We start from the raw sequence: 20,406 nt of genomic DNA, 5'->3' as shown, positions 1-20,406 counted from the left end.
CGGACACGGGGCCGTCCCGGCGGGGTCGCGTGGGAGGGTGGTCACCACAGGTCGGTGACGGTCGCGCGGGAGGAGCACGGGAGGCCGCCGCGCGGGGACGGAGCGGGGCATGGGTGAATTGCGGCCGCTGGCCGACGGACTGACCGAGGAGTGCCGGATCTTCGCGCAGACACTGCGCGAACTGTTCTCCGGCCTCAAGGTGTCGGTCCGCCGGTACGCCGCCCGCCGGTTCCGGGACGCGGGCACCATCTCCCGCTATCTGAGCGGTACGCGCATCCCGCCGTGGGAATTCGTCCTCGACCTCTTCGCCGATCTCGCGGAGTCGCGCGGCACCGCCGTCACCCCGGCCGCCATCGAGCGGGTCCGGGAGCTGCACCGGGCGGCCGTCCGCACCAGCGGATCACCCGCGCACGCCATGGAACTGCTGGAACACCAGCTGGCGGACGCCGACCGGGAGTCGAGGCGGTCCACCGTGCAGGAGGACGTACTGGGCGACGCGCTGCTCGACCGTCAGCACCGGATCGCCGATCTCGAGGTGCGGCTGAGCCAGCTGGAAGGGGCGTGGGCGGCGGAGCGCACCCGCGCGGACGAGCTGGAGATGAACGTCCCCGACCGCGAGGAGCTGGTCCAGGAGCGCGACAAGCTCCGCCAGGACGTGCAGCGGCTCACCGAGGAGCTGGAGGACGTACGCCGGCGCGGGCTGCTGGCGGAGGAGCGCTGTCTGCTGTTGGAGCGGCAGTTGGCCATGGTGGAGGCCCAGCAGCCGCCCCCGGCACGGGAGGACCGCCACCCGCCCGACGGACCCGCCCCGGTCACCCCCTCGGCGAGCTACCCGGGACCCCGCCCGAAGATCCTCATCGTCGACGACCAGCACAACAACCTGCTCGCGATGACGGCCGCCCTGTCCACCCTCGACCAGGAACTGGTGGCCGCGTCCTGCGGGCAGGAGGCGCTGAAGGCCCTGCTCGACCACGACGACTTCGCCGTCATCCTGCTGGACGTGCAGATGCCGGAGATGGACGGCTACGAGACGGCCGCCCAGATCAAGCGCCGCGCCCGCAACCGGGACATCCCCATCATCTTCGTCACCGCCATGGGCATAGACGCCGAACACTCCTCGCGCGGTTACGCCGCCGGGGCCGTGGACTACATCGCCAAGCCCTTCGACCCCTGGGCCCTGCGGGCCAAGGTCTCGGTCTTCACCGAGATCTTCCTCGAACGCCGCCGCTACCACCGGAGGGAGTACGCCCGCGAGCACTGACGCGGGCGGGGTGGGGCCGGACGCGTGGTAAAGCCGGGGAAGTACGGCGCTATTCACCTGTCGTACGACGCGTGTGCGAGGAGAATGGGAACTCTGGCAACAGACGCTCGCTCTCGCCTCGCGGCCGGGACACGACGGACGGCTTCGGGGCTACCGGACATCACTCGACCGAGGAGCCCGATCATGCCCCCGTCCCTGCCCACGTCCCCCACCGCCGCCGCGTCCTCCCCGGCGGGCACCCCCGCCCCGGCCGCGGCCGCCCGGCTCGGCGAGCGGCTCGACGCCGCCCGCCCCTATGTCCTGTCCCTCTTCCGCGTCGTGGTCGGCCTGCTCTTCCTCTGCCACGGTGCCGCGTCCCTCTTCGGCGTCCTCGGCGGTGCCGTCGGCGCGGACGGCACCGCGATCGAAGCGGGCACCTGGCCGGGCTGGTACGCCGCCGTCATCCAACTGGTCGGCGGCGCGCTGGTCCTGCTGGGCCTCGGTACCCGCACGGCGGCGCTGATCTGCTCGGGCTCGATGGCGTACGCGTACTTCGACGTGCACCAGGGCGTCGCGCTGTGGCCGTTGCAGAACGGCGGGGAGGCGTCGGCGATGTTCTGCTGGGCCTTCCTGCTGCTCGTCTTCACCGGCCCCGGCGCGCTCTCGGCGGACCGCCTCCTGGGCCGTGACGGCAGACGCGAGGTGTAGCCCCCTACGGAGCCGTCAGACCGGGGAGGGCCGCGACTCGTACAGCCGGGTGTGATAGCGCCCGTCGGCCTCCAGCCCGGCGGGGTCGTCGCCCGCGAGAAGAACCCGCTCCACGGCGGCCCGCTGCTCCGCCACCGTGGTGAACAGCCGCTGCGGATACGTCCGGGAGGTGTCCGTACGCGTCGTCAGGCCATGGGCCTCCAGACTGGCGGCGACCTGCCCGTAGGAGAAGGTGCGCAGCACGAACGCACTCACCCACACCGGACGCCGCGTCCACTCCAGCAGCGCCTCGAAGGTCCGGTGGGTGACATAGCCGACGCCCCCGGTGACCGTGATCAGCCCGGTGCGGCCGAGGGCCCGGCGCAACGGGAGGCTGGGGGAGGCGGTCTCCAGGTCCTCCGCGTACGCCTCGTCGAGCAGGCCGACGGCCAGGGCGTAGCGGGTGGCGTTGTCCGCGGCGTCGAGACCGATGGCGGGTGTCGCGTCCGCGCGGCGCCGGGAGGCGTAGAACTCCTTGTCGCGCCCGATGAGTTCGGTGGTGGTGAGGGAGTCCGCCTCCGGGCCGGTGTAGTGGGCGTAGAGCTCGGCGAGCGAGACGTCGTGGTTGAGGAGGGCGGCGTTGATGCCGTAGGAGCAGCACACGTCGAGCACCGTGACCGGGCCCTCACCGCCGTCCGTGCCGAGCGCGCCGCGCTCGGCACGGGTGCGGCGGAAGACCTCCTGGGCATGGTGCGGGATCTCGTATTCCAACGGGGCGAGCCGCCGGAAGTAGGCGCGGGGATCGGGCTCGTTGTAGATGTCGTGGAACCATGCCTTGCCCGTCGTGTCGCTGCTCCGGCTTTCGGCCATGCGCGTACCTCCGGGGGACGGTGGGGACAGCTCTCCTGCGCGTGCCTAACGGACCCGTGGCACGGGCCGGTAGGCCGCAGGACTGGAACCGGTCAGGACTCATGGTCCGCGCGTTGACGGCCGGGCACTCCGAAGTGTCCGAAACATACCTCGTGTGGGGTACACCGAACGGGGTCCGGCACCCCGCACCGTGCTGCGCACACGAGCCGCACGGCGACAGCGGTGCGGCCCGCCCCGGTGGTCACACCCGTACGGGCCCCCGGCGGGGCGTACCTTGGCCGACAACCGCCCGTGCCCCTTCGGGACCGGTCGACCGGAACGGACGTCACTCATGGGAACACTTCAAGCCGTCGCCCTGATGGCCGCCACGCTCACCGTCGGCCTCGTGGCCGGGCTGTTCTTCGCCTTCGCCTGCGCCGTCATGCCGGGGCTGCGCCGGTCCGACGACAGGGCCTTCGTCGAGGTGATGCAGCGGATCAACGTCGCCATCCTCAACGGGTGGTTCCTCTTCTGCTTCCTCGGCGCGCCGGTCCTCACCGGCCTGGCCACGGCGCTGCACTTCCGCGCCGATGGACGGGCGGCGCTGCCGTGGACCATCGCCGCACTCGTCCTCTACGCGGTCGTCCTGATCGTCACCGCGGCGGTCAACGTGCCGCTCAACAACCGGCTGGAGGCGGCCGGAACGCCGGCGGGCGGCGCCGACGCGGCGGCCGTCCGCGAGCGCTTCGAGGCCGTGTGGGTCCGCTGGAACCTCGTGCGCGCGGTGGCCTCCACGGCGGCGTTCGGCGCTCTCGCCTGGGCCCTGGTGCTGCACGGCCGGGCGGCCTGATCCGGGCGGCGCCCCCACGGACCGCACTTCCCCGGGCGGACGGGCGGTGGTAAACGGTGGGACGAGGCACCGCCCGGTGCGCCCATCGCCCGGTGTGAACCCGTGTGCCCTGTGATCCCGCTGCTGCGAAGGAGCGTTCCATGCGCAAGGCCGTCGCACCACTCGCCACAATCCTGCTGACCTGCGCCGCCGTCCTCTCCGCCGGCGGTGGCGCCTCGGCGCACGACAGACCGGCGCCGGCCGCCGCCGCACCGGACGGCGGCCGGGAGTGCGCGGACGTCTGCTTCACCGTATGGCTGCCGGTCCGGTGCGTGTTCTCGAACGGCTATACGGCCCAGTTCAGCAACCGGTGCTTCGCCGAGATGCACGCCTGCCGGCATCACCTTGAGATCGTGAGCTGCCACCGGGTGTGAACCCCGCCGGTGGCGCCCACGCCCGGAGCCCTACGCGGGGACGTGGATCCCCGCGGCGGCGAGCCACTCGGTGATCCGCCGCGGCGGCCAGGCGCCGCTGAAACGGAAGACCTCCGAGCCGTCCCGCATCAGGACGACGGTGGGCACGCTCAGGGCGTCGAACCGTTCCTGCGCCCACTCCGCCTCGTCGACATCGATCTTCACACCGGTCAGGGCGTCCCCGCACGCGTCGACGATGTCCTCGAGCACCGGCGTGAGCAGCCCGCAGGGACCGCACCACGGCGCGGTCAGATCGACCAGTACCGGCACGGGCCCCGCCAGCAGCTCGTCCAGGTCCGCCTCCCGGACGATGTCGCGGAGCACCCCGCCGCGCTCCTCGGCGACGGCCTCCAGCTCCTCGTCCATGTCCTCGTCCAGGACCGCGGCGTCGGCGGCGGCCCGGGCGAAGACGGCGGCGTTCTGCGGGGGCGCGGAGATGCCGTTGACCGCAAGGCCGGTGGACAGCAGGCGCTCCAGCACCGCGAGGTCCAGTTCGTGGCCGGGGCGCTCGGCCACGGACAGGTCGGTCAGCGGGGGAGCGAGCGTGAGCACCGCGTCGGCCAGTGCGTCGTCGACCGGGGTGTTCTCGATGGTGAGGGTGCCCAGGTTGTGCCGGCCCGCCAGCTGCCGGAGCGAAGCGGGCTCGAAGGCACCGCCGCCGCACAGCACCAGGGAGTCCAAGGAGGCAAGGGTCTCGGACCCGGCCAGCGCGGCCAGCCCCGCGCCGGTGAACCGGGGGGAGTCCAGGACCAGGTCGCCCAGCGAGGACAGCCCGCCGAGCGCCCGCACGCCCTCGTCGGTAAAGTCGCCCGCCACGACGAGGGTCCGTACCCCGCTCAGCTTCCCGACCGACCGGAGCGTCTCGTCCGTCGCGCCGCCCAGGTCCACCACGACGAAGGTGTCGGGCGGCAGCTGGGCGAGTTCGGCCAGGCCGTGCCCGTCGGCGTCGGCCGCGTAGACGAGCTGGGCCTCGGCCGGGACCTCGACCGCGCCCCGGGGCGCGACCTCGACCGGGCCGCCCTCGCCGTCGGCCTCGGGCGCGGAGGGTTCGGTGTAGTAGACGACGGTGCCGGGCAGACCCTGCTCGGGAAAACGGACGACGCGAGTGCTCATGGGCCCCATGCTAAACAGCCGACCCACCCTTCCCGGAAGGGTGGGTTCCGTGGCGGCCCGGGGGGCGTCACGGTCCGGGCCGCCGCCACGCGGGATCGCGTCCGCTGAGCCCGATGACCCGGTCGAGGAGCGGGGCGTCGGCGGGGACGTCGACGACCGGGCCGAACGCGTCGCCACGGGAGTCCAGCTGGTCCGGTGCGGACATCGCGGAGACGAACGACAGGCACGCCTCCAGCTCCCGCGCATCCGCCTCGAACGGCCGCCCCATGGCACGGGCGACGTCCCAGCCGTGCACGACCAGCTCGTTGAGAGCGATCCGCCCGGCCAGCTCGGCGGGCAGGTCGAGGCCCCCGGCGCGGGTCTCGCCCGCCCAGGCGGCGGGCGCGCGCCAGGCGTCGGCGAGCGCGGCGAGCCGGGCGGGAATACGGGTGCGCCAGTCGTCGTCCAGCCGGGCGGCGTGCCCGGACGGCCCCTGGGACGCCGCCCGGGCCCCGGTTTCGGTGGCGTCCTTGGTGGCGGCGGCGGTGAAGGCCAGCGACAGCCCGTCGACGTGCTCGATGAGGTCGCCGAGGGTGTATCTCTCGCAGGGGGTCGGTGCCGTCAGCAGGCTGTCGGGGACACCGTCCACGAGGTCCGCCATCCGCCGGGCCGCCGGCCCCAGGTCGCACATCACGGTCATCGTCGGCTCCTTCGGCGCTCGTGCTCTCGGTGGCGGGTCCTCAGAGCCGCGCTCTGATCAGGTCCTCCAGCGAGCCCTGCGGCACCTCGCCGTCGGGAGTCAGCTTGTCGACCGCTTCCGGCAGGGCCGCGGCGATCTGGTCGGCGGCCTCTTCCGGGGCGATGCCCGCCTGCTGCGCGACGCGGTCCAGCGTCTGGTACGGCAGGGCCTGCGCGACCTCCGCGCCGGTGATCGGTTCGTTCGCGCCCGAACCCACCCAGGACTGTGCCTTGCCCTCCAGGCCGCCGTCCCGGAGTTCGCTCAGCAGCGCGGCGAGCGGGTTCCCCCCGCCCTGCCCGCTGTCACCGAGCGTGCCCAGGAGACCGGCCAGCAGATTGCCCGTCCCGCCGCTCTGCCCGCCGCCGAGCAGCCCGCCCAGCAGACTTCCCAGGTCGTCATCCGCCATGTCCCATGCCTTTCCCGTAGCGGGCCGGGTGTCGGCGTGTGGAACGGCCGCACCCGGCTCCTGTCTTCCGAGGCCTACCCGTGGCGGCGGCCTCCGGCCTGGTGACCGGGGCATGTTCACCCGTACGTAGCCGGGGCGGGGCGCCTCTCGGCGGGCGGGCCGGGCGCGCGGCAGGTGGCGGCCGTGGCGGACCGCCGTGATCGCGTGGGGCCGGGCACGGACACCGTCGTCCGGTACGAACCCGCCCGAATGAACCAGCGCCCGGGGCTGCTCCACTGCGCGCGCCTGGACCATGTGCCCTCCACCTGTCCTGGCGCGAAAGCGACGTCGAGACCCGTGGAATCGCCTGCTTCAGCCGGTGCGTTGCGATCGGTCGGAGTGAACCCGGAGGCATATGAGGCGAGTTGGCCCGTCCTGTCGGCCGTCGTCGGCGGTATCCGCCCTTTTCGTCCGCGCCAAGTCGCCCTGTGTACCAGCTCCGTATGCCGCCGTGTAACAACTCCGTATAAGCCACCGCGCGCACCCCGCCGCACAGTATTACTGGTGCCTCACAGCGAGCGGTACGACCCGGAGGAAGCCCTATGGGTAGGCACAGGCAGCCCAACCGTGTGATGCGCGCACATGCCACGGCGATCAAAGCGGCCACCATGATGGGCGTGGCGGGGGCGCTGGCCTTCACCTTCCAGACGACGGGCGGCAACACCGCCGCCGAAGCCCGGTCCGAGCCCCGTTTCGAGCCGATGCCCGATCCCGTCGACGACACGGCCGAGCCCACGGCGGCCACGCACCGGGACAAGAGCGGGAAGCCGGCCGAGGCGAAGCCCGCCGGGCCGTCCGACGTCACCTTCTCCGCCGAACCCAAGGTCCGGCACACGGTGCGACAGCCGAAGAGCGCCGTGACAGCGCCGCCGCCGGCGGCCGGGGCCCCGGCGGGCCCGTCCGTGACCGGTGTGTCCTCCCTCCCGGGCGTTGCCACCGACGCCGCCGCGGATGCCGTCTCCGGGGTGGCATCCGGGGTATCGGGGGCGGTCTCCGCGCCCGAGCGGGCCGTGGCCCCGCCGCCGCCGGCGCCCGCGACCGGTGCGCCCACCGCGCCGACGGCGCGGCCGGCGGGCGGCGAGTCCGCCCAGCGGCAGGCGCCGCTGAGCGGGGTGGTCGACGGGTTGCTCGGTGGCGTCACCGGAGTCACCGGCGGACTGCTGGGCCGCTGAACGCGCAGCCGGCCGTCAGCTCCGGTCGGCGGTCACGGTGAGCAGGTCCACGACGTCGCGCAGGTCGCCGCGCCGGCGGAACGCCTCCCGCTGCCGGTCGGCGCCGCCGCCCAGCACACGCCGGTGCTGCCACAGGTCCCGGACGAGGGGCAGGTCGCCCGCCGCCTCCAGGGCGGGCGCGGCGCGGCGCAGAAGCCGGTCGACGGTTTCGGTGGCCGGGTGGTGGCCCCCGGTCGCCGGGTCGACGCCGCGCCCGGTCAGGCCGTCCCGGGCCGCCCGCCAGTGTGCCGCGCGCAGCAGGGCGTCGGGGACGTCGGGGGCCGGGATCCCGCGTCGTACGTCGGCCAGCAGCACCGCCGCCAGTGCGCGCGCCAGGCCGGCCAGGAGGATCACGGTGTCCACGTCGGCGTTGACGTCGGCCACCCGGATCTCCACGGTGGGGCAGTGCTCGGAGGGGCGGGCGTACCAATAGACCATCCTGCGGTCCACCAGCATGCCGGAGGTGACGAGGCAGTCCACGAGCGTGTCGTACGCCGCTGCGTCGGGGAGCAGGGGGGCGGGGCCGGCGCCCGGCCATTGGGCCCAGCGCATGGTCCGCCAACTGGCGTATCCGCTGTCCCGGCCCGCGTGGAAGGGCGAGTTGGCGGCGAGCGCCTGGAGTGCGGGCAGCCAGGGCCGGAGGTGGTTGGCGAGCTGTACGGCCTGTTCCCGGTCGGCGACCCCGACGTGGATGTGGCAGCCGCAGACGCCGGTGCCCTGGTCCCCGCTGACCAGCGGACCGTATTCGGTGGCCATCCGCAGATAGCGGCTCTTGTCGGTGACCTCGGTCGGGCCCCGGGAGGGGACGATCAGGGTGCCGGACGCCACCGCCCGGCAGCCGTACTCGGCCGCGGCCGCCGCGACGCCCGCGCGCAGCCGGTATAACTCCTTGTACAGACCGTCGAGCGTGCTGACGGGGTGGGTGCGTGTCTCGACCATGGTCGGGAAGATCTCGGCGCCGATCTGGTCGCCGAGGACGCTCTGGGCGCCCTTGATGACCACCGGCGCGCAATTGACCGCGGCTCGCGAGTGGCTGTCGACGAGGACGAACTCCTCCTCGACGCCCAGAGTGGGTATGTCGTCGGACGTCAAAAGCGGCGGATCACTCGAAGAGCCGATGTGCCGTATCGTCCCATCGCCCATCGCGCCAACTCCTCCTGCTGGTAGGTGTGATGATGGACTTGCCGGGCCGGACCGTTCCGCTGTTCCAGAGGGCGCCGTACCGTTCGCCCGGCTTCCCGGCGGCGGTCCACGCGCATCGCCCTCGGCCGGCGGAGGAACGGAATCGTCGAGCTGTTCGCCCCTGCGGGCGAGGAGTCGCAACGCGCCGACCGTCATCAGCACTCCCTCGGCGCCAGGGGGGAAACCCATGGTGATGGGCGCCGGTCAAGCCGTCAATATGGGTCGGACCCGGTCGGGACGTGGATGGAACCGGTGCCAAACGGGCAAAGCCCCGATCCGGGCGCCCGGGGCGCGCCGGTATCGGGGCCGGTGCCGAGCGCCTCTAAGCTGCGGCGACGTGCTCCTGGGCGAGCGTGCGGGCGCGCAGCCCGATGCCGTAGCGGCGCAGCAGCAGGACCGCCGTCGTGGCGAGGCCGACGAGCAGACCCAGCCAGATACCGAGGGTGTCCAGTCCCGCCGCGTACCCCAGCAGCCAGGCGGCGGGCAGGCCGACGAGCCAGTAGCCGATGAGGGTGATGCGGAAGCCGCTCTTGGTGTCGTCGAGACCACGCAGCAGACCGACGCCGATGTTCTGGGCGCAGTCGAAGAACTGGAGGAAGGCGATGACGAAGAGCAGTTGGGTGGCGATGGCGAGGGCCTTCTCGTCGCCCGCGGCGTCGGCGTCGAGGAAGGGACGCAGCACCAGGCCGGGCAGCGTGGCGTAGACGACGGCGACGACGGCCATGACGGCGGCGGCACAGGCGAGGGCGGTGTTCTTGATGCGCCGGGCGGCGTCGGGGCGGCCGAGGGCGAGCTCGCGGCTGACGTTGATGGACGCGGCGTGGGAGAGCCCGACGGCGACCTGGAAGACGATGTAGACGAGCTGGTTCACGGCGGTGTGGGCGGCGAGGGCGGCACTGCCGAAGGAACCGGCCATCAGGGCGGTGACCGAGAAGAAACCGGCCTCCGAACCGTAGGTCGCGGCGATGGGGACGCCCAGCCGGACGAGCTCGCGCACGGTCGCGCGGTCGGCCCGCACGATGTCGATGCTGAGCAGCGGGGCGAGCACGGTGTCTCTCTTCGCCGAGAGGTACAGGGCGAGGAAGGAGAGGAGGTGGACGGTCGAGGTGGCCACGCCGATGCCGGGCAGGCCCAGCTCCGGCAGCCCCCAGGTGCCGTGGATCAGCAGCCAGTTGAGGGCGGCGTTGACGGCGACCGAGGCGATGGTGATCTGCAGCAGCGCCTGCGGGCGGCGCATGCCGACGGTGAACTGCCGGACGGCCTGGAACCACAGACACGGCAGCAGCCCCGGGGCCAGCGCCAGCAGCATCGTCTGCGCGCGGGCGGCGACCGCGGCGTCCTGGCCGAGCCAGGTGAGGGCCTGCCCGATGAGGATCATGAGGACGGCCCCGGCCAGTCCGGCGAGCGTGGCCACCGCCAGACTCGCGCGGACGATTTTGACGACCTCCGCGTCCGCCGCCGCGTCGGCACCGTCGGCGCCGTGGGAGTCCGCCCGCTCGGCACGGGCCGCGGCGGCCGCGATCCGGTTGCCCACCGAGGTGACCAGGCCCACGCCCATGGTGCGCAGCTGGTTGAAGATGACGATGGCCAGCCCGCCGGCCGCCAGGGCCTGGGTGCCCAGCAGCCCCATCATCACCGTGTCGGTGGTGGTCAGCGCGACCTGGGCGAGTTGGGTGAGGACGAGGGGGACGGCGAGGGTGGCCAGCGCACGGCTGTCGCGGAGGAGGGTGAGCGGCTGTATGGAGGGCATCAGTTCCTGCGCAGCTTGGTCAGCGTTTCGTCGATCTCCCGCTCCACGGCGGGGTCGATGAGATTCCGGGCGTTCATCCAGTCGTCGTTGAAGACGGTGTCCATGTACTTCTCGCCGCCGTCGTTGACCAGCGCGACCATGGTGCTGCCCGGCGGCAGCGACGGCAAGCGGGTCAGCGCCTCGTGCACGACCCCGCCCGCGGAGCCGCCGATGAGCAGCCCGGTACGGGCCACGGCGCGGGCGGTCGCGAACGCCTCGACGTCCCCGACCTTCACGCCCTCGTCGATCAGGTCGAAGTCGACCAGCGCGCCGATCTCGGCGCCTTCGGGGGTGCCGGTGCCGGACTGGTAGTAGTCGTGGGCGGGGCCGCCGAAGGCGATGGAGCCCTTGGGCTCCACGCCGATCGTCCGCACACCGGGGACGAGCTTGCGCAGCTCCCGGGTGGTGCCGCACAGGGCGCCGCCGGTGCCGACCGCGCCGATGAGGACGTCGATGCGGCCGCCGAGGGCCTGGTGGAGCTCGTGGGCCACCGGGAAGTAGCCGACGCCGTTGCTGGGGTTGTTGTGCTGCTCGGTGAAGACGGTGTTGTCCTGGCCCCGGGCCATGTCCTCCGCGAGCTCCTCGCGGGCGGCGGTGGCGAGCTCCTCGGTTCCGTCGTCGATCACGTAGACGAGTTCGGTGCCCAGTGCCTTCATCCCCCGCAGCTTGTCCACGCAGGCGTGGTTGTCGACGACGGCGGTGAAGGTGTAGCCCCGCTCGGCGGCGATGACGGCGAGACCCAGGCCGGTGTTGCCGGAGGTGGACTCGATGATGCGGCCGCCGGGGCGCAGCTCGCCCCGGGCCTCGGCGTCGAGCACCATCTGACGGGCCATGCGGATCTTGGCGGTGCCGGTCGGGTTGTACATCTCCAGTTTGAGGAGCAGCCGGCTGCCGTTCTCGGTGCGGCACAGCTCGAACAGCGGGGTGTATCCGATGAGGTCGGATATGCGGGAGACCACGGCGGGGCGCGTCAGTGCCTCGTTCATGGGGGAACTCCTGTGGCAGGCGGGCCGGAGGGAAGTCAGCAGGCGGGCCGGCGGTCCAGGCGCCAGCGCGGTCGCCCGCCGGTGTCGTCGAGGACGACCTTGGGCGGCAGCGGCAGATCGTGGAACGGTGACTCGTTGGAGTCCATCTGGTACCCGGCGGTGTTGGGATAGACCAGCAGGTCACCGACCGAGGGACGGGCGGGGAAGGGGATTTTGCGCCAGGTGAGCAGATCCGACTCCAGACAGCTCGTACCCCCCACGGCCGCGGGGAAGGCGGCGGCGCCGGCCGGGCCGGGCAGTACCCGCCCGTCCGGGGCCACCAGCACCGGGTCCGGGACGTACTCGCTGTTGAACCACTGCTCGGACAGGCTGAGGCTCGTCCCGTCGACGGTGAGGATCCCGTACCCGTCGCGGTCCTTGACGCCCTGGACGCGGAAGACGGAGGCGCCGGCCCGGTCCAGCAGGGCCCGTCCGGGCTCCATCAGCAGGAGCGTGCCGCTCTCGCGGAGTCTGCCCGCCAGGCTGTCCCGGCCGCCCTCGGGGACGGCGGCCAGGACGGCCCGCAGGGCGTCCGCCCCGGCGACCGGCGAGTGGTACGGGTAGAAGTCGGCCTCCGCGAAGGCCTTGCGCGCGTGGTAGTGCTCGGGCCGCTGCGCCGCCAGGAAGGCGTACCAGTCGTCGGCCGCCGCGTAGTCGACGGCGAATCCGCCGCCGATGCTGATCCGGTCGGCCTGGAGCCCCATGACGCGGGCCTTGAGGCAGAGGTCGACGAGCTGCCCCGCGAGGTCGGCGCGCGGCTTTGTGGCGTAGCCGGACAGATGGAAGCCGAAGCCCTCCATCCGGACGGCGTCGCCCGCCCGTACGCACCTCTCCAGCGCCTCGGCGAGCTCGGCCTCGTCCAGGCCGAAGCGGCTGTGGGACTGTGCCGGGGGCAGCCTGCGCAACAGCAGCCGGGCGGGGCGGACCGGGCCGGCGCGCGCCAGTGCGATGAGCCGGTCCAGCTCGTCGAGGGAGTCGACGGCGGCCAGGGCGCCCTGGAGGACGGCGATCCGCAGCAGTTCCTCGTTCTTGGCCGGACCGGTCACCACGACACGCTCGCCGCGCACCCCGTGGCCGAGGGCCTCGCGGAGTTCGCCGAGGCTCGCGACGTCCACTCCGGCGCCGGTGGCCGCGCAGCGTTCGACCCACGCGGCGGCCTTGTTGGCCTTCTTGGCGTAGTACACGCGCCCGTCCACCCCGGCCTCGTCCAGCGCCGCCCGGAACGCGGCGAGGTTGTCGTCGAAGCGGTGCGGGAGCAGGAAGTGGAAGGGGCCGCCGAAGGCGTGGGCCAGCTCGTGCAGCAGACCGCTGTCGAGGACCGCGTCCGTCCGGAGGTCGGGGTGTGCGGGCAGCGTCGGCAGGGCGGGCACGGGGCGCGCGGTCACCGCCACAGCGGCACCCGCGTTCCCAGGCCCAGCTCGATGGCGAGCTGCGCGAAGCGGTGGCCGAGGGCGATGTCGGTGACGACCAGGCCGCTGTTGTAGGCGAAGATCCGCTGTTCCGGTGCGGTGCGGCCGGGCGTGGTGCCCGCGAGGACCGGGGGGAACTCGGTGTCCACGGCGGGGAAGTTGCCGTCGGCGTCCGCCATGTCGGTGCCCGTGACCTTCATCTGGGCCTCGCTGGTGGTCACGACGCGGTCGGCGCGGAGCAGGGTCGAGGGGGCCAGCCCGTGGCCGACGAGGATCGACAGCGCGCCGGGCTTCAGATCGTCGGCCTCGACGGCCGCGGGCGTGTGGGCGCCCGCCGTGGCCACGATGACGTCGGCGTCCGCCGCGGCGGCCCGCGCGTCGGTGACGACCTCGACGTCCCGGTCGGGGAAATGGGCCCGCAGTTGCGACCGAACCGCCTCGATCCCCTCCGGGTGGGTGCCGAAGAGCATCAACCGCTCCAGGCCGGGCAGCGTGGTGAGCAGGAACGGCAGGGCCAGCCGCCCTTGTGTGCCGGTGCCGATCACCAGCGCGCTGCGCGCCCCGGGGACGGCGCACTCGCGGGCCAGCAGGGCGGAGACGGCCGGGGTGCGCAGCGAGCCGACGCGGCCGCAGTCCATCATGGCCACGGGCAGGCCGGTGACGTCGTCGTAGAGCGTGAGGGCGGTGTAGTAGTGCTGCTCCTCGCGGCCCTTGTGCAGACCGTGCTTGTACGAGGTCTTGATGGCGACGACGTCGCGCGAGCCGTCGCGGCCGAGCATCGCGTACGACACGGAGTGGCCGTCGGAGGGCTTGACGGTGAGCTTGCGGGGGTTGTCCGACCGGCCGGCGGCCAGGGTGCGGTAGGCGCCCTCCACCGTCTCGACGACATCGGTGAGGGTGATGTCGATGCCCGCGAGGTCGCTGGTGGACAGCAGGCGCAGGGTCGTGTCGTCGGTGGGTGTGCCGGCCGCGTCGGATATGCAGGGGTCGCCGGTGGCGGTCGTGGTGTCGGTCATTTCTCGCTCCTCGTCTGCTGGTCGTCGGGAAGGGGGGAACGGGGGGTCAGGCGGCGTGGGCCTCGACGGCGACCTGGCCGTAGCCGTGTTCGGCGGCCTCGGCCGGGGGGCGGGTGGCCCGGCCGGGGACCCGTACGGAAGCGCGCTTGAGCCAGCGGTCGGTGCCGTCGTAGCGGGCCGTGAAGGGGACCCGGCCGTGCACGACGAGGTCGTTGTCGACGACGAGCACCTCGCCGGGGGTCAGGCTCAACGCGACGGAGACGCGGGCGAGTTCGGCCTCCAGGCGCCGGTAGGCGGCCCGGTACTCGGGCGTGGCCCGCTCCAGCGGGGTGTAGGCGGGGTCGAAGCGCAGGGTGAGGCCGTCGGCGGACCGCCACAGGGTGGGGGCATCGGGCGGCAGCCCCTCGAATCCGCGCGCCTCGGCGTAGGCGTCGTCGGGGAGGATCGGCAGCGCGGGGCGGGTGAGCGCGTCGACGTCGGCGTCGTCCAGCCGGACCTTGCGGATGCTCGCGGCGGTGGTGGCGATGTGGTCGTGGTTGCGCATGCAACCGAGCATCAACAGGTGGGCGCGGCCGGGGTGGAAGGCGTCCTCGGTGTGCGGGCTGAGGAGGACGTCGCTGCTGGCACCGGTCTGCTCCCGCTCGTGGCCGGGGGCCGGGACGATGTTGTGGACGAACCGTCCGTTCTGCTGACCCGGCCAGGCGATGGGGTCGCCCATGACCGTGGCGAGCAGCAGCATCACGATGTCGTGGACGGCGCCGCTGTCCCCGGCGGTGGCCCACCCCGCGGGCGTCGGGCCGATGCCGGTGTCGTCGACGCTCAGGCCGCGCAGCACGAACAGGCCGTCGTCGGTGTCGACGGGCCGCAGCTCGTGCCGGATCGGCTCGCTCCGGTCCGCGGCCGATTCGGCGACGCGGGCGAGGAGTTGGGGGGACGTGGCGGAGGTGCCGAATTCGGTGAGGATCTTCGCGGCGGCCCGGTGCAGTTCGGCGGCCGAGGCGGCATCGAGCAGGCGGACGGGTGCGGCTCCCGTGCTCATGGCGAATTCATCCGTTTCGTGAGGTGGGGGATGCGTCGGGCAGGAGCGAAGGTTCCGTTTCCGGGCATGGCGCAGGAGGTGCCGTAGAGCAGGGCGGAGCGCGCTTGACGCCCTGAGAAGGGGGGTGCGGCACGTGGCGGAAACGTGGCGGTCGGCGTCGGCGTTTGCCGAGGAAGCTACCACCGAAATTAGGTAAGGCAAACCTTACCGAACAGTAGTCCACTTCGCCCGAATTTCAGCAATTCATGGGCGTGAAGCGGAGGTTGGGGCTGATTCGTCTTTCGTTTCAATGCTCACGCACAGTTGCGATCAGGGCTTGTTTTAGGGTAGCCAAACCTAAGTAGGTACAACTTCAGAGGAACGAGGACCACGTGAATTGGACAAGGCGCCAAGCGCTGTGGGCCGGCGGGAGCGTGGGCACTGCCGCGCTGCTCGCCGCTTGCGGGGGCGGCAAGGACGACACGGCCTCCTCATCGGCGGACTCCGCCGGTGGCACACCCCAAAAGGGCGGCACGCTCCGCATAGGCGCGCTCGGCCGCGCCTCCGCCACCACTCGGGACCCGCACGGAGTCCAGGGGAACGAGAGCGACTACCTCATCATCGCCCTGGTCCACGACACCCTCACCGCACCGGGCCTCAAGGACAACACCGTCGGCCGCCTCGCCTCCGGCTGGAAGTCCTCCGACGACCTCAAGACCTGGCGCTTCACGATCGCCAAGGGCGCCACCTTCCACGACGGTTCGCCGGTCACCGCCGACGACGTGGTGTGGTCGCTGCGCAGACTCCGCAACACCCCGGCGGGCGCGGGCCGGCTGCCGGGCATCAAGGCGGAGAACATCACGGCCGACGGCAAGGACACCGTCGTCCTCGTCTCCGACGACGCCAACGCCGAACTGCCCCTGCTCACCCGCCTGGCGACCTTCGTCCTCAAGAAGGACACCCCCGACAAGGAGATCGCCAAGGCCCCCGGCACCGGCCCCTTCAAGCTCGACTGGTTCCGCGGCGGCAACGCCCGCCTGCTGCGCAACGACAAGTGGCACGGCGGACCGGTGCACCTCGACGCCATCGAGGTGACCATGTTCGAAAGCCCCCAGGCCATGGCCAACGCGCTGCTGGGCGGCCAGATCGACGTCGCCTCCAACGTGGGCGCCGTCGCGGCCCGGACCGCCGCCTCGCGCAAGGACATCCAGGTCACCCGCCGCCCCAACGACATGGCGATGCCCATCGTCATGCGGACCGCCGAGGGCCCCTTCGCCGACCCCAAGGTCCGCGAGGCCATGAAGCTCGTCGTCGACCGCGAGGCCATGGTCAAGCAGGTCCTCTCCGGCTACGGCACCGTGGCCAACGACATCCTCGGCACCGGCGACCCCGCCTACGCCAAGGACATCCCCCAGCGCCGGCGCGACCTGGACAAGGCAAAGAAGCTCCTGGAAGAAGCCGGCTTCGACCTCGCCACGACCTACGAGCTCGTCACCACCGAGGACATCGCGGGCCTCGCCGAGTCCGCGACCCTGTTCGCCACCCAGGCCCGCGAGGCCGGCATCAAGATCAAGGTCGTCAAGCAGGAGTCCGGCACCTTCTACGAGAAGACCTGGCTCAAGGGCGACTTCTACACCAACTACTGGGGCACCAACGACTCCGTCGTCTTCTTCGCCTCGAAGACCATGGTGACCGGTGCCGGACAGAACGAGGCCGGCTGGTCGGACAAGAGCTTCGACGACACCTACCGCAAGGTCATCGGCACCGCGGGCAAGAAGGCCCGCGCCACGTCCCTGCGCGAGCTCCAGCAGATCGTGCACGAGAAGTCCGGCTATCTGCTGTGGGGCATGGCCGACGGCATCGACCTGGCCTCCGCCAAGGTGCGCAATCTGCCCAAGCTGCCCGGCTACGGCCGGGTCCAGCTCGAGAACGTCTGGCTGGCGCGTTGAGCGAGGCGGAGACAGCACGGGCCGAGGCCGCCACCGACGAGGTGGCGGCCTCGGCCCCGCGCCGTGCCGTGTCGCTGGCCGCCCGTATCGCCGTCGTGCTCGCCAAGCGCGCCGTGCTGCTCAGCGTCCTGCTCGCCGTCGTCTTCGCCGCGATCGAACTGCTCCCCGGCGACGCGGCGTCCGCCGCCGCCGAGCGGGGCGAGAGCCCCGCGGACACGGCGGCCCGCCGGCATCTCCTCGGCCTGGACCGGCCGTTGTGGGAGCGGTTCGGCGACTGGATGACCGCGCTGCCCACCGGCGACCTCGGCACCTCCGCACGCGGGGAGCGCGTCACCGACCTGCTGTCCGCCCCCCTGCCCAACACGCTCCTCCTCGGCGGCGCCGCCTTCGCCCTGACCCTCGCCTCGGCCCTCGCCCTGGGCTGCTGGGCGGCGGCCCGGCCCGGCGGCCCGGCCGACCGCCTCATCGGCCTCGCCTCGACCGTCACCCTGGCGCTGCCCGAATTCGTCGTCTCCGTGGGACTGTTGCTGCTCCTGTCGCTGTGGACCGGCTGGCTGCCCGCCGCCACCATGACCACCTCGGACGGCTCACCCGCGTCCTGGACCATGCTGATCATGCCGGTCCTCGCCCTCGCCGTCCCGCAGACCGGCTGGAACGCCCGCATCGTCCGCGGCGCCCTGGCCGACCAGGCCGCGGCGCCGCACGTGATCGCCGCCCACCTCGACGGCCTGCCACCCCGCCGCGTGCTGCTCCGCCACGCCCTGCCCGGTGCCTGGCCCGCCATCGCCACCGGAGCCGCCACCTCCACCGGCATGCTGCTGGGCGGCGCGGTCGTCGTCGAGACCCTCTTCAACTACCCCGGGCTCGGCACCGTCCTGGCCGGATCCGTCGCCGACCGTGACACCCCCGTCATCGCCGGGGTCGTCGCCTGCACGGGAGCCGTCATCAGCCTCGTCCTGCTGGGCGCGGACCTCGTCCGCGCCCGCACCCTGGGAGCCCGCCCATGAGCGCCGACGCCCTCGCCGCGCCCCGGCCCCGCCGCCCCCGGGCGCGCGTCCTCGTACGGGTGGCGCCCGGCCTCCTGCTGACCCTGCTCGCCCTCGCCGGACCACTGCTCGCGCCGCACCCCCTCGACCGGCCCGTCACCGCCCCCTACGCCGACCCCGGCGGCCCGGCGCCCCTCGGTGGCGACCAGCTCGGCCGCGACGTGCTGAGCCGCATGCTGTACGGCGGCAGCGAACTCATCGGCGGTGCGCTCCTCGTGGCCCTCCTCGTCACCGCCGTCGCCACCGTGCTGGGCTGCTTCGCCGTCCTGCGGCCGACCCTCGGCAGGCTCCTCGAGCGCGGCGCCGACCTCGCCATCCTGCTGCCCCCCGTGCTGGGCATGATGCTCCTCGCGCTGGCCTGGCCCGGTGGCGGACGCCTCGCCGTGATCGTCGCCGCCGTCGCCCTGGGCATCCCCTACGCGGTGCGCGTCGTCGCGAGCGCCGCCGCCCCCGTCGCCGCCTGCGGCTTCATCGAGGCGGCCACCGCGAGCGGGGAACGGCTGTGGTACCTGGCCCTGCGGGAGATCCTGCCCAATCTGCGCGCCACCGTCCTGGCCCTGTTCGGGCTGCGCTTCGTGGCCGCGGTCTACGTCATCTCCATGGCCGGTTTCCTCCAGCTGGGGCCCCAGCCACCCGAGGCCGACTGGGCCCTGATGATCCGCGAGAACGCCGCCGGCGCCCTGCTCAACCCCTGGGTCGTCCTCGTGCCCGGCGCCGCCATCGGTCTGCTGGCCGTCAGCGTCAACCTCGCCGCCGACGCCCTCGCGCCCACCGCCGGCCGCACGGCGGTGACCGCCCGATGACGGCCGACCCCACGCCCCGTACCGCGGAGGAGCCCCGCCCGGCCATGACCGACCACCCCACCGCGGTACGGGTCACCGACCTGGCCGTCCACCTGCCGGGCGGCCCCGAACTGCTCGCGCCCACCACCCTCACCCTGCGCCGCGGCCGCGTCAGCGCCCTCACCGGCCCCTCCGGCTCCGGCAAGACCACCCTGCTGCGCGCCGTCATCGGCGACCTCCCCGGCGGCGCCCGGATCGCGTCCGGCACGGTCGAGGTGCTCGGCCACGACGTCTTCGCCCTCCCCGCGGACCGGCTGCGCCACCTCCGCCGCCACCGGGTGGCCTACGTCGGCCAGGACCCCGGTTCCGCGCTCAACCCCCGTATGCGCGTCCGGCGGCTCGTCGCCGAGACCGCCGTCGACCCCTCCCCACGGGCCGTCCTGGACCTGCTGGCCGAGTGCCGCCTGCCCACCGGCACCGGGCTGACCGACCGCCGCCCGGGCACCCTCTCCGGCGGCCAGCAGCGCAGGGTCGCCCTCGCCCGGGCGCTCGCCCGCGAGCCCGAGGTGCTCCTCCTCGACGAGCCCACTGCGGGGCTCGACACCGCCCTGCGCGACGAGATCGCCGACCTGCTGTGCCGCCTTGCCGCCACCCGGAACCTCGCCGTCGTCCTCGCCTGCCACGACCCCGAACTCGTCGAGCGCTGCGCCGACGACGTGATCGACCTCGGCACGGCCCGCGCTCCGGCGGCCCGCCCGGCCGTCCCCGCGCCACGGCGACCCGGCCCGCAGCGCCCCGCCGACGGCGCGACGCCGGGCTCCGGCCTGGCCGCCCACGGCATCGAGGTGGGATTCACCCAGGGCGGACGGACCCACCGCGCCCTGGCCGGGGTGGACTTCGCGGCGGCACCCGGTGCCGCCGCCGGAATCGTCGGCCCCTCCGGCTCCGGCAAGACGACCCTGCTGCGGGTGCTGGCCGGACTGCAACGCCCGGCCGCCGGAACCCTCACGCTCGACGGACGGCCCCTGCCGGCGACCGCCCGCGCCCGCGACCGCGACCGACAGCGCCGCATCCAACTGGTCCCGCAGAACCCCCTCGGCGCCCTCAACCCCACCCGCACCATAGGAGCCACCCTCGCCCGGCCCCTCCGTCTCCACCGGACCACGCCGAAGCCGGACATCGCCGGACGCGTCACCGGGCTCCTCCACGACGTCGGCCTGCCCGCCGGCTTCGCCGGCCGCTATCCCCATGAGCTCTCCGGCGGACAGCGCCAACGCGCCTCCATCGCCCGGGCCCTGGCCGCCGGGCCCGACGTCCTGCTGTGCGACGAGGTGACCTCCGCCCTCGACCCGGACACCGCCACCGCCGTCATGGAACTGCTCACCCGGCTCAGAGGCGAGCGCGGGCTGACACTCGTCCTCGTCAGCCACGAACGTCACCTCGTCGGCGCCTACACCGACACCGTCCACCTCCTCGAAGCGGGACACGTCACTGCCACCGGCCCCACCGGGGAACTGCTGCCGGAGCACAGGTGAGACCCGAGGGAAGGTGATCGCCATGACGGGCGCCGCCACGAGGCGATGGCGCGGAACGCACCCGTGAGAAGCGGAAACCTGGTCGCCGGG

General features: G+C 73.2%; 19 protein-coding genes. 9 read left to right on the top strand and 10 right to left on the bottom strand.

Translation table 11 applies throughout. The features are described from left to right. Positions 1–109 precede the first annotated feature (109 nt). Entirely contained in the window at positions 110–1,261 is a 1,152-nt protein-coding gene (locus JO379_RS03670; RefSeq protein WP_209513848.1) for a response regulator, read from the top strand. A gap of 183 nt (positions 1,262–1,444) precedes the next feature. Further along, positions 1,445–1,948: a DoxX family protein gene (locus JO379_RS03665; RefSeq protein ID WP_209513846.1), complete on the top strand. Its 504-nt coding sequence runs from the start codon at positions 1,445–1,447 to the stop codon at positions 1,946–1,948. 15 nt (positions 1,949–1,963) lie between these two features. Here the strand turns inward: JO379_RS03665 and JO379_RS03660 are convergent, their stop codons facing one another. After that, a complete protein-coding gene (locus JO379_RS03660) occupies positions 1,964–2,797 on the bottom strand; it encodes a hypothetical protein (protein WP_209513844.1) in 834 nt (277 codons plus the stop codon). A 331-nt stretch (positions 2,798–3,128) separates the two neighbouring features. Between JO379_RS03660 and JO379_RS03655 the strand changes: the two genes are divergently transcribed. Both JO379_RS03655 and JO379_RS03650 read left to right on the top strand, forming a co-directional pair. Continuing rightward, positions 3,129–3,626: an anthrone oxygenase family protein gene (locus tag JO379_RS03655; RefSeq protein ID WP_209513841.1), complete on the top strand. Its 498-nt coding sequence runs from the start codon at positions 3,129–3,131 to the stop codon at positions 3,624–3,626. A gap of 140 nt (positions 3,627–3,766) precedes the next feature. Continuing rightward, positions 3,767–4,039 carry a hypothetical protein gene (locus tag JO379_RS03650; RefSeq protein WP_209513839.1) on the top strand — a complete coding sequence of 91 codons (273 nt, stop codon included), beginning with the start codon at positions 3,767–3,769 and terminating at the stop codon, positions 4,037–4,039. Between the two features lie 30 nt (positions 4,040–4,069). Here the strand turns inward: JO379_RS03650 and JO379_RS03645 are convergent, their stop codons facing one another. The 3 genes from JO379_RS03645 to JO379_RS03635 all read right to left on the bottom strand — a co-directional run bounded on the left by JO379_RS03645 (position 4,070) and on the right by JO379_RS03635 (position 6,429). Further along, a complete protein-coding gene (locus tag JO379_RS03645; protein WP_209513837.1) occupies positions 4,070–5,191 on the bottom strand; it encodes a thioredoxin family protein in 1,122 nt (373 codons plus the stop codon). Positions 5,192–5,258: 67 nt separating this feature from the next. Further along, positions 5,259–5,870, bottom strand: coding sequence for a TIGR03086 family metal-binding protein (locus tag JO379_RS03640; RefSeq protein WP_245381367.1), 612 nt, complete (start codon positions 5,868–5,870; stop codon positions 5,259–5,261). 40 nt (positions 5,871–5,910) lie between these two features. Further along, positions 5,911–6,429, bottom strand: coding sequence for a YidB family protein (locus JO379_RS03635; protein WP_505016579.1), 519 nt, complete (start codon positions 6,427–6,429; stop codon positions 5,911–5,913). A 467-nt stretch (positions 6,430–6,896) separates the two neighbouring features. Between JO379_RS03635 and JO379_RS03630 the strand changes: the two genes are divergently transcribed. Then, positions 6,897–7,526: a hypothetical protein gene (locus tag JO379_RS03630; protein ID WP_209513834.1), complete on the top strand. Its 630-nt coding sequence runs from the start codon at positions 6,897–6,899 to the stop codon at positions 7,524–7,526. A gap of 15 nt (positions 7,527–7,541) precedes the next feature. On the opposite strand, the gene JO379_RS03625 is transcribed toward JO379_RS03630, so the two are convergent. From JO379_RS03625 to JO379_RS03600, 6 genes are all read right to left on the bottom strand, one after another. Next, on the bottom strand, positions 7,542–8,657 hold the full coding sequence (locus tag JO379_RS03625) for a carboxylate-amine ligase (protein ID WP_245381366.1): 1,116 nt from the start codon (positions 8,655–8,657) through the stop codon (positions 7,542–7,544). A gap of 412 nt (positions 8,658–9,069) precedes the next feature. Continuing rightward, positions 9,070–10,497, bottom strand: coding sequence for an MATE family efflux transporter (locus JO379_RS03620; RefSeq protein ID WP_209513832.1), 1,428 nt, complete (start codon positions 10,495–10,497; stop codon positions 9,070–9,072). Then, complete coding sequence (locus JO379_RS03615) at positions 10,497–11,522, bottom strand: cysteine synthase family protein (protein ID WP_209513831.1); 1,026 nt, start codon at positions 11,520–11,522, stop codon at positions 10,497–10,499. The genes JO379_RS03620 and JO379_RS03615 overlap by 1 nt, the downstream gene beginning before the upstream one ends. Positions 11,523–11,557: 35 nt before the next feature. Continuing rightward, positions 11,558–12,952 carry a type III PLP-dependent enzyme domain-containing protein gene (locus tag JO379_RS03610; RefSeq protein ID WP_209513830.1) on the bottom strand — a complete coding sequence of 465 codons (1,395 nt, stop codon included), beginning with the start codon at positions 12,950–12,952 and terminating at the stop codon, positions 11,558–11,560. Further along, the gene (locus tag JO379_RS03605) at positions 12,943–13,986 is read right to left on the bottom strand and encodes an ornithine cyclodeaminase family protein (protein ID WP_209513829.1); all 1,044 of its coding nucleotides are present in this window, start codon (positions 13,984–13,986) and stop codon (positions 12,943–12,945) included. Before JO379_RS03605 ends, JO379_RS03610 begins: the two co-directional genes overlap by 10 nt. A gap of 46 nt (positions 13,987–14,032) precedes the next feature. Continuing rightward, complete coding sequence (locus JO379_RS03600; protein ID WP_209513828.1) at positions 14,033–15,025, bottom strand: TauD/TfdA family dioxygenase; 993 nt, start codon at positions 15,023–15,025, stop codon at positions 14,033–14,035. 371 nt (positions 15,026–15,396) lie between these two features. Here JO379_RS03600 and JO379_RS03595 point away from each other — a divergent pair, with 371 nt between their 5' ends. The 4 genes from JO379_RS03595 to JO379_RS03580 are packed head-to-tail and all read left to right on the top strand — an operon-like array spanning position 15,397 to position 20,316. After that, the gene (locus tag JO379_RS03595; RefSeq protein WP_209513826.1) at positions 15,397–16,953 is read left to right on the top strand and encodes an ABC transporter substrate-binding protein; all 1,557 of its coding nucleotides are present in this window, start codon (positions 15,397–15,399) and stop codon (positions 16,951–16,953) included. Continuing rightward, the gene (locus JO379_RS03590) at positions 16,950–17,960 is read left to right on the top strand and encodes an ABC transporter permease (protein ID WP_307841887.1); all 1,011 of its coding nucleotides are present in this window, start codon (positions 16,950–16,952) and stop codon (positions 17,958–17,960) included. The genes JO379_RS03595 and JO379_RS03590 overlap by 4 nt, the downstream gene beginning before the upstream one ends. Next, on the top strand, positions 17,957–18,802 hold the full coding sequence (locus JO379_RS03585; protein WP_209513824.1) for an ABC transporter permease: 846 nt from the start codon (positions 17,957–17,959) through the stop codon (positions 18,800–18,802). The genes JO379_RS03590 and JO379_RS03585 overlap by 4 nt, the downstream gene beginning before the upstream one ends. Continuing rightward, positions 18,799–20,316 (top strand): ABC transporter ATP-binding protein, encoded by a 1,518-nt coding sequence (locus tag JO379_RS03580; RefSeq protein ID WP_245381365.1) that lies wholly within the window; start codon positions 18,799–18,801, stop codon positions 20,314–20,316. The genes JO379_RS03585 and JO379_RS03580 overlap by 4 nt, the downstream gene beginning before the upstream one ends. Positions 20,317–20,406: the final 90 nt, after the last annotated feature.

Origin of the sequence: Streptomyces syringium (assembly GCF_017876625.1) — a bacterium.
Taxonomy (GTDB): domain Bacteria; phylum Actinomycetota; class Actinomycetes; order Streptomycetales; family Streptomycetaceae; genus Streptomyces; species Streptomyces syringius.
Note: the sequence above shows the minus strand (reverse complement) of the source record. Positions and strands in the feature narration are given on the sequence as shown.

What these genes read in the sequence shown, in the direction of transcription:
- JO379_RS03630 (WP_209513834.1), top strand. Translation starts at nt 6,897, where the DNA reads ATGGGTAGGCACAGGCAGCCCAACCGTGTGATGCGCGCACATGCCACG.
- JO379_RS03645 (WP_209513837.1), bottom strand. Translation starts at nt 5,191, where the DNA reads ATGAGCACTCGCGTCGTCCGTTTTCCCGAGCAGGGTCTGCCCGGCACC.
- JO379_RS03615 (WP_209513831.1), bottom strand. Translation starts at nt 11,522, where the DNA reads ATGAACGAGGCACTGACGCGCCCCGCCGTGGTCTCCCGCATATCCGAC.
- JO379_RS03635 (WP_505016579.1), bottom strand. Translation starts at nt 6,429, where the DNA reads ATGCCCCGGTCACCAGGCCGGAGGCCGCCGCCACGGGTAGGCCTCGGA.
- JO379_RS03600 (WP_209513828.1), bottom strand. Translation starts at nt 15,025, where the DNA reads ATGAGCACGGGAGCCGCACCCGTCCGCCTGCTCGATGCCGCCTCGGCC.
- JO379_RS03605 (WP_209513829.1), bottom strand. Translation starts at nt 13,986, where the DNA reads ATGACCGACACCACGACCGCCACCGGCGACCCCTGCATATCCGACGCG.
- JO379_RS03655 (WP_209513841.1), top strand. Translation starts at nt 3,129, where the DNA reads ATGGGAACACTTCAAGCCGTCGCCCTGATGGCCGCCACGCTCACCGTC.
- JO379_RS03665 (WP_209513846.1), top strand. Translation starts at nt 1,445, where the DNA reads ATGCCCCCGTCCCTGCCCACGTCCCCCACCGCCGCCGCGTCCTCCCCG.
- JO379_RS03650 (WP_209513839.1), top strand. Translation starts at nt 3,767, where the DNA reads ATGCGCAAGGCCGTCGCACCACTCGCCACAATCCTGCTGACCTGCGCC.
- JO379_RS03620 (WP_209513832.1), bottom strand. Translation starts at nt 10,497, where the DNA reads ATGCCCTCCATACAGCCGCTCACCCTCCTCCGCGACAGCCGTGCGCTG.
- JO379_RS03660 (WP_209513844.1), bottom strand. Translation starts at nt 2,797, where the DNA reads ATGGCCGAAAGCCGGAGCAGCGACACGACGGGCAAGGCATGGTTCCAC.
- JO379_RS03670 (WP_209513848.1), top strand. Translation starts at nt 110, where the DNA reads ATGGGTGAATTGCGGCCGCTGGCCGACGGACTGACCGAGGAGTGCCGG.
- JO379_RS03580 (WP_245381365.1), top strand. Translation starts at nt 18,799, where the DNA reads ATGACGGCCGACCCCACGCCCCGTACCGCGGAGGAGCCCCGCCCGGCC.
- JO379_RS03585 (WP_209513824.1), top strand. Translation starts at nt 17,957, where the DNA reads ATGAGCGCCGACGCCCTCGCCGCGCCCCGGCCCCGCCGCCCCCGGGCG.
- JO379_RS03640 (WP_245381367.1), bottom strand. Translation starts at nt 5,870, where the DNA reads ATGACCGTGATGTGCGACCTGGGGCCGGCGGCCCGGCGGATGGCGGAC.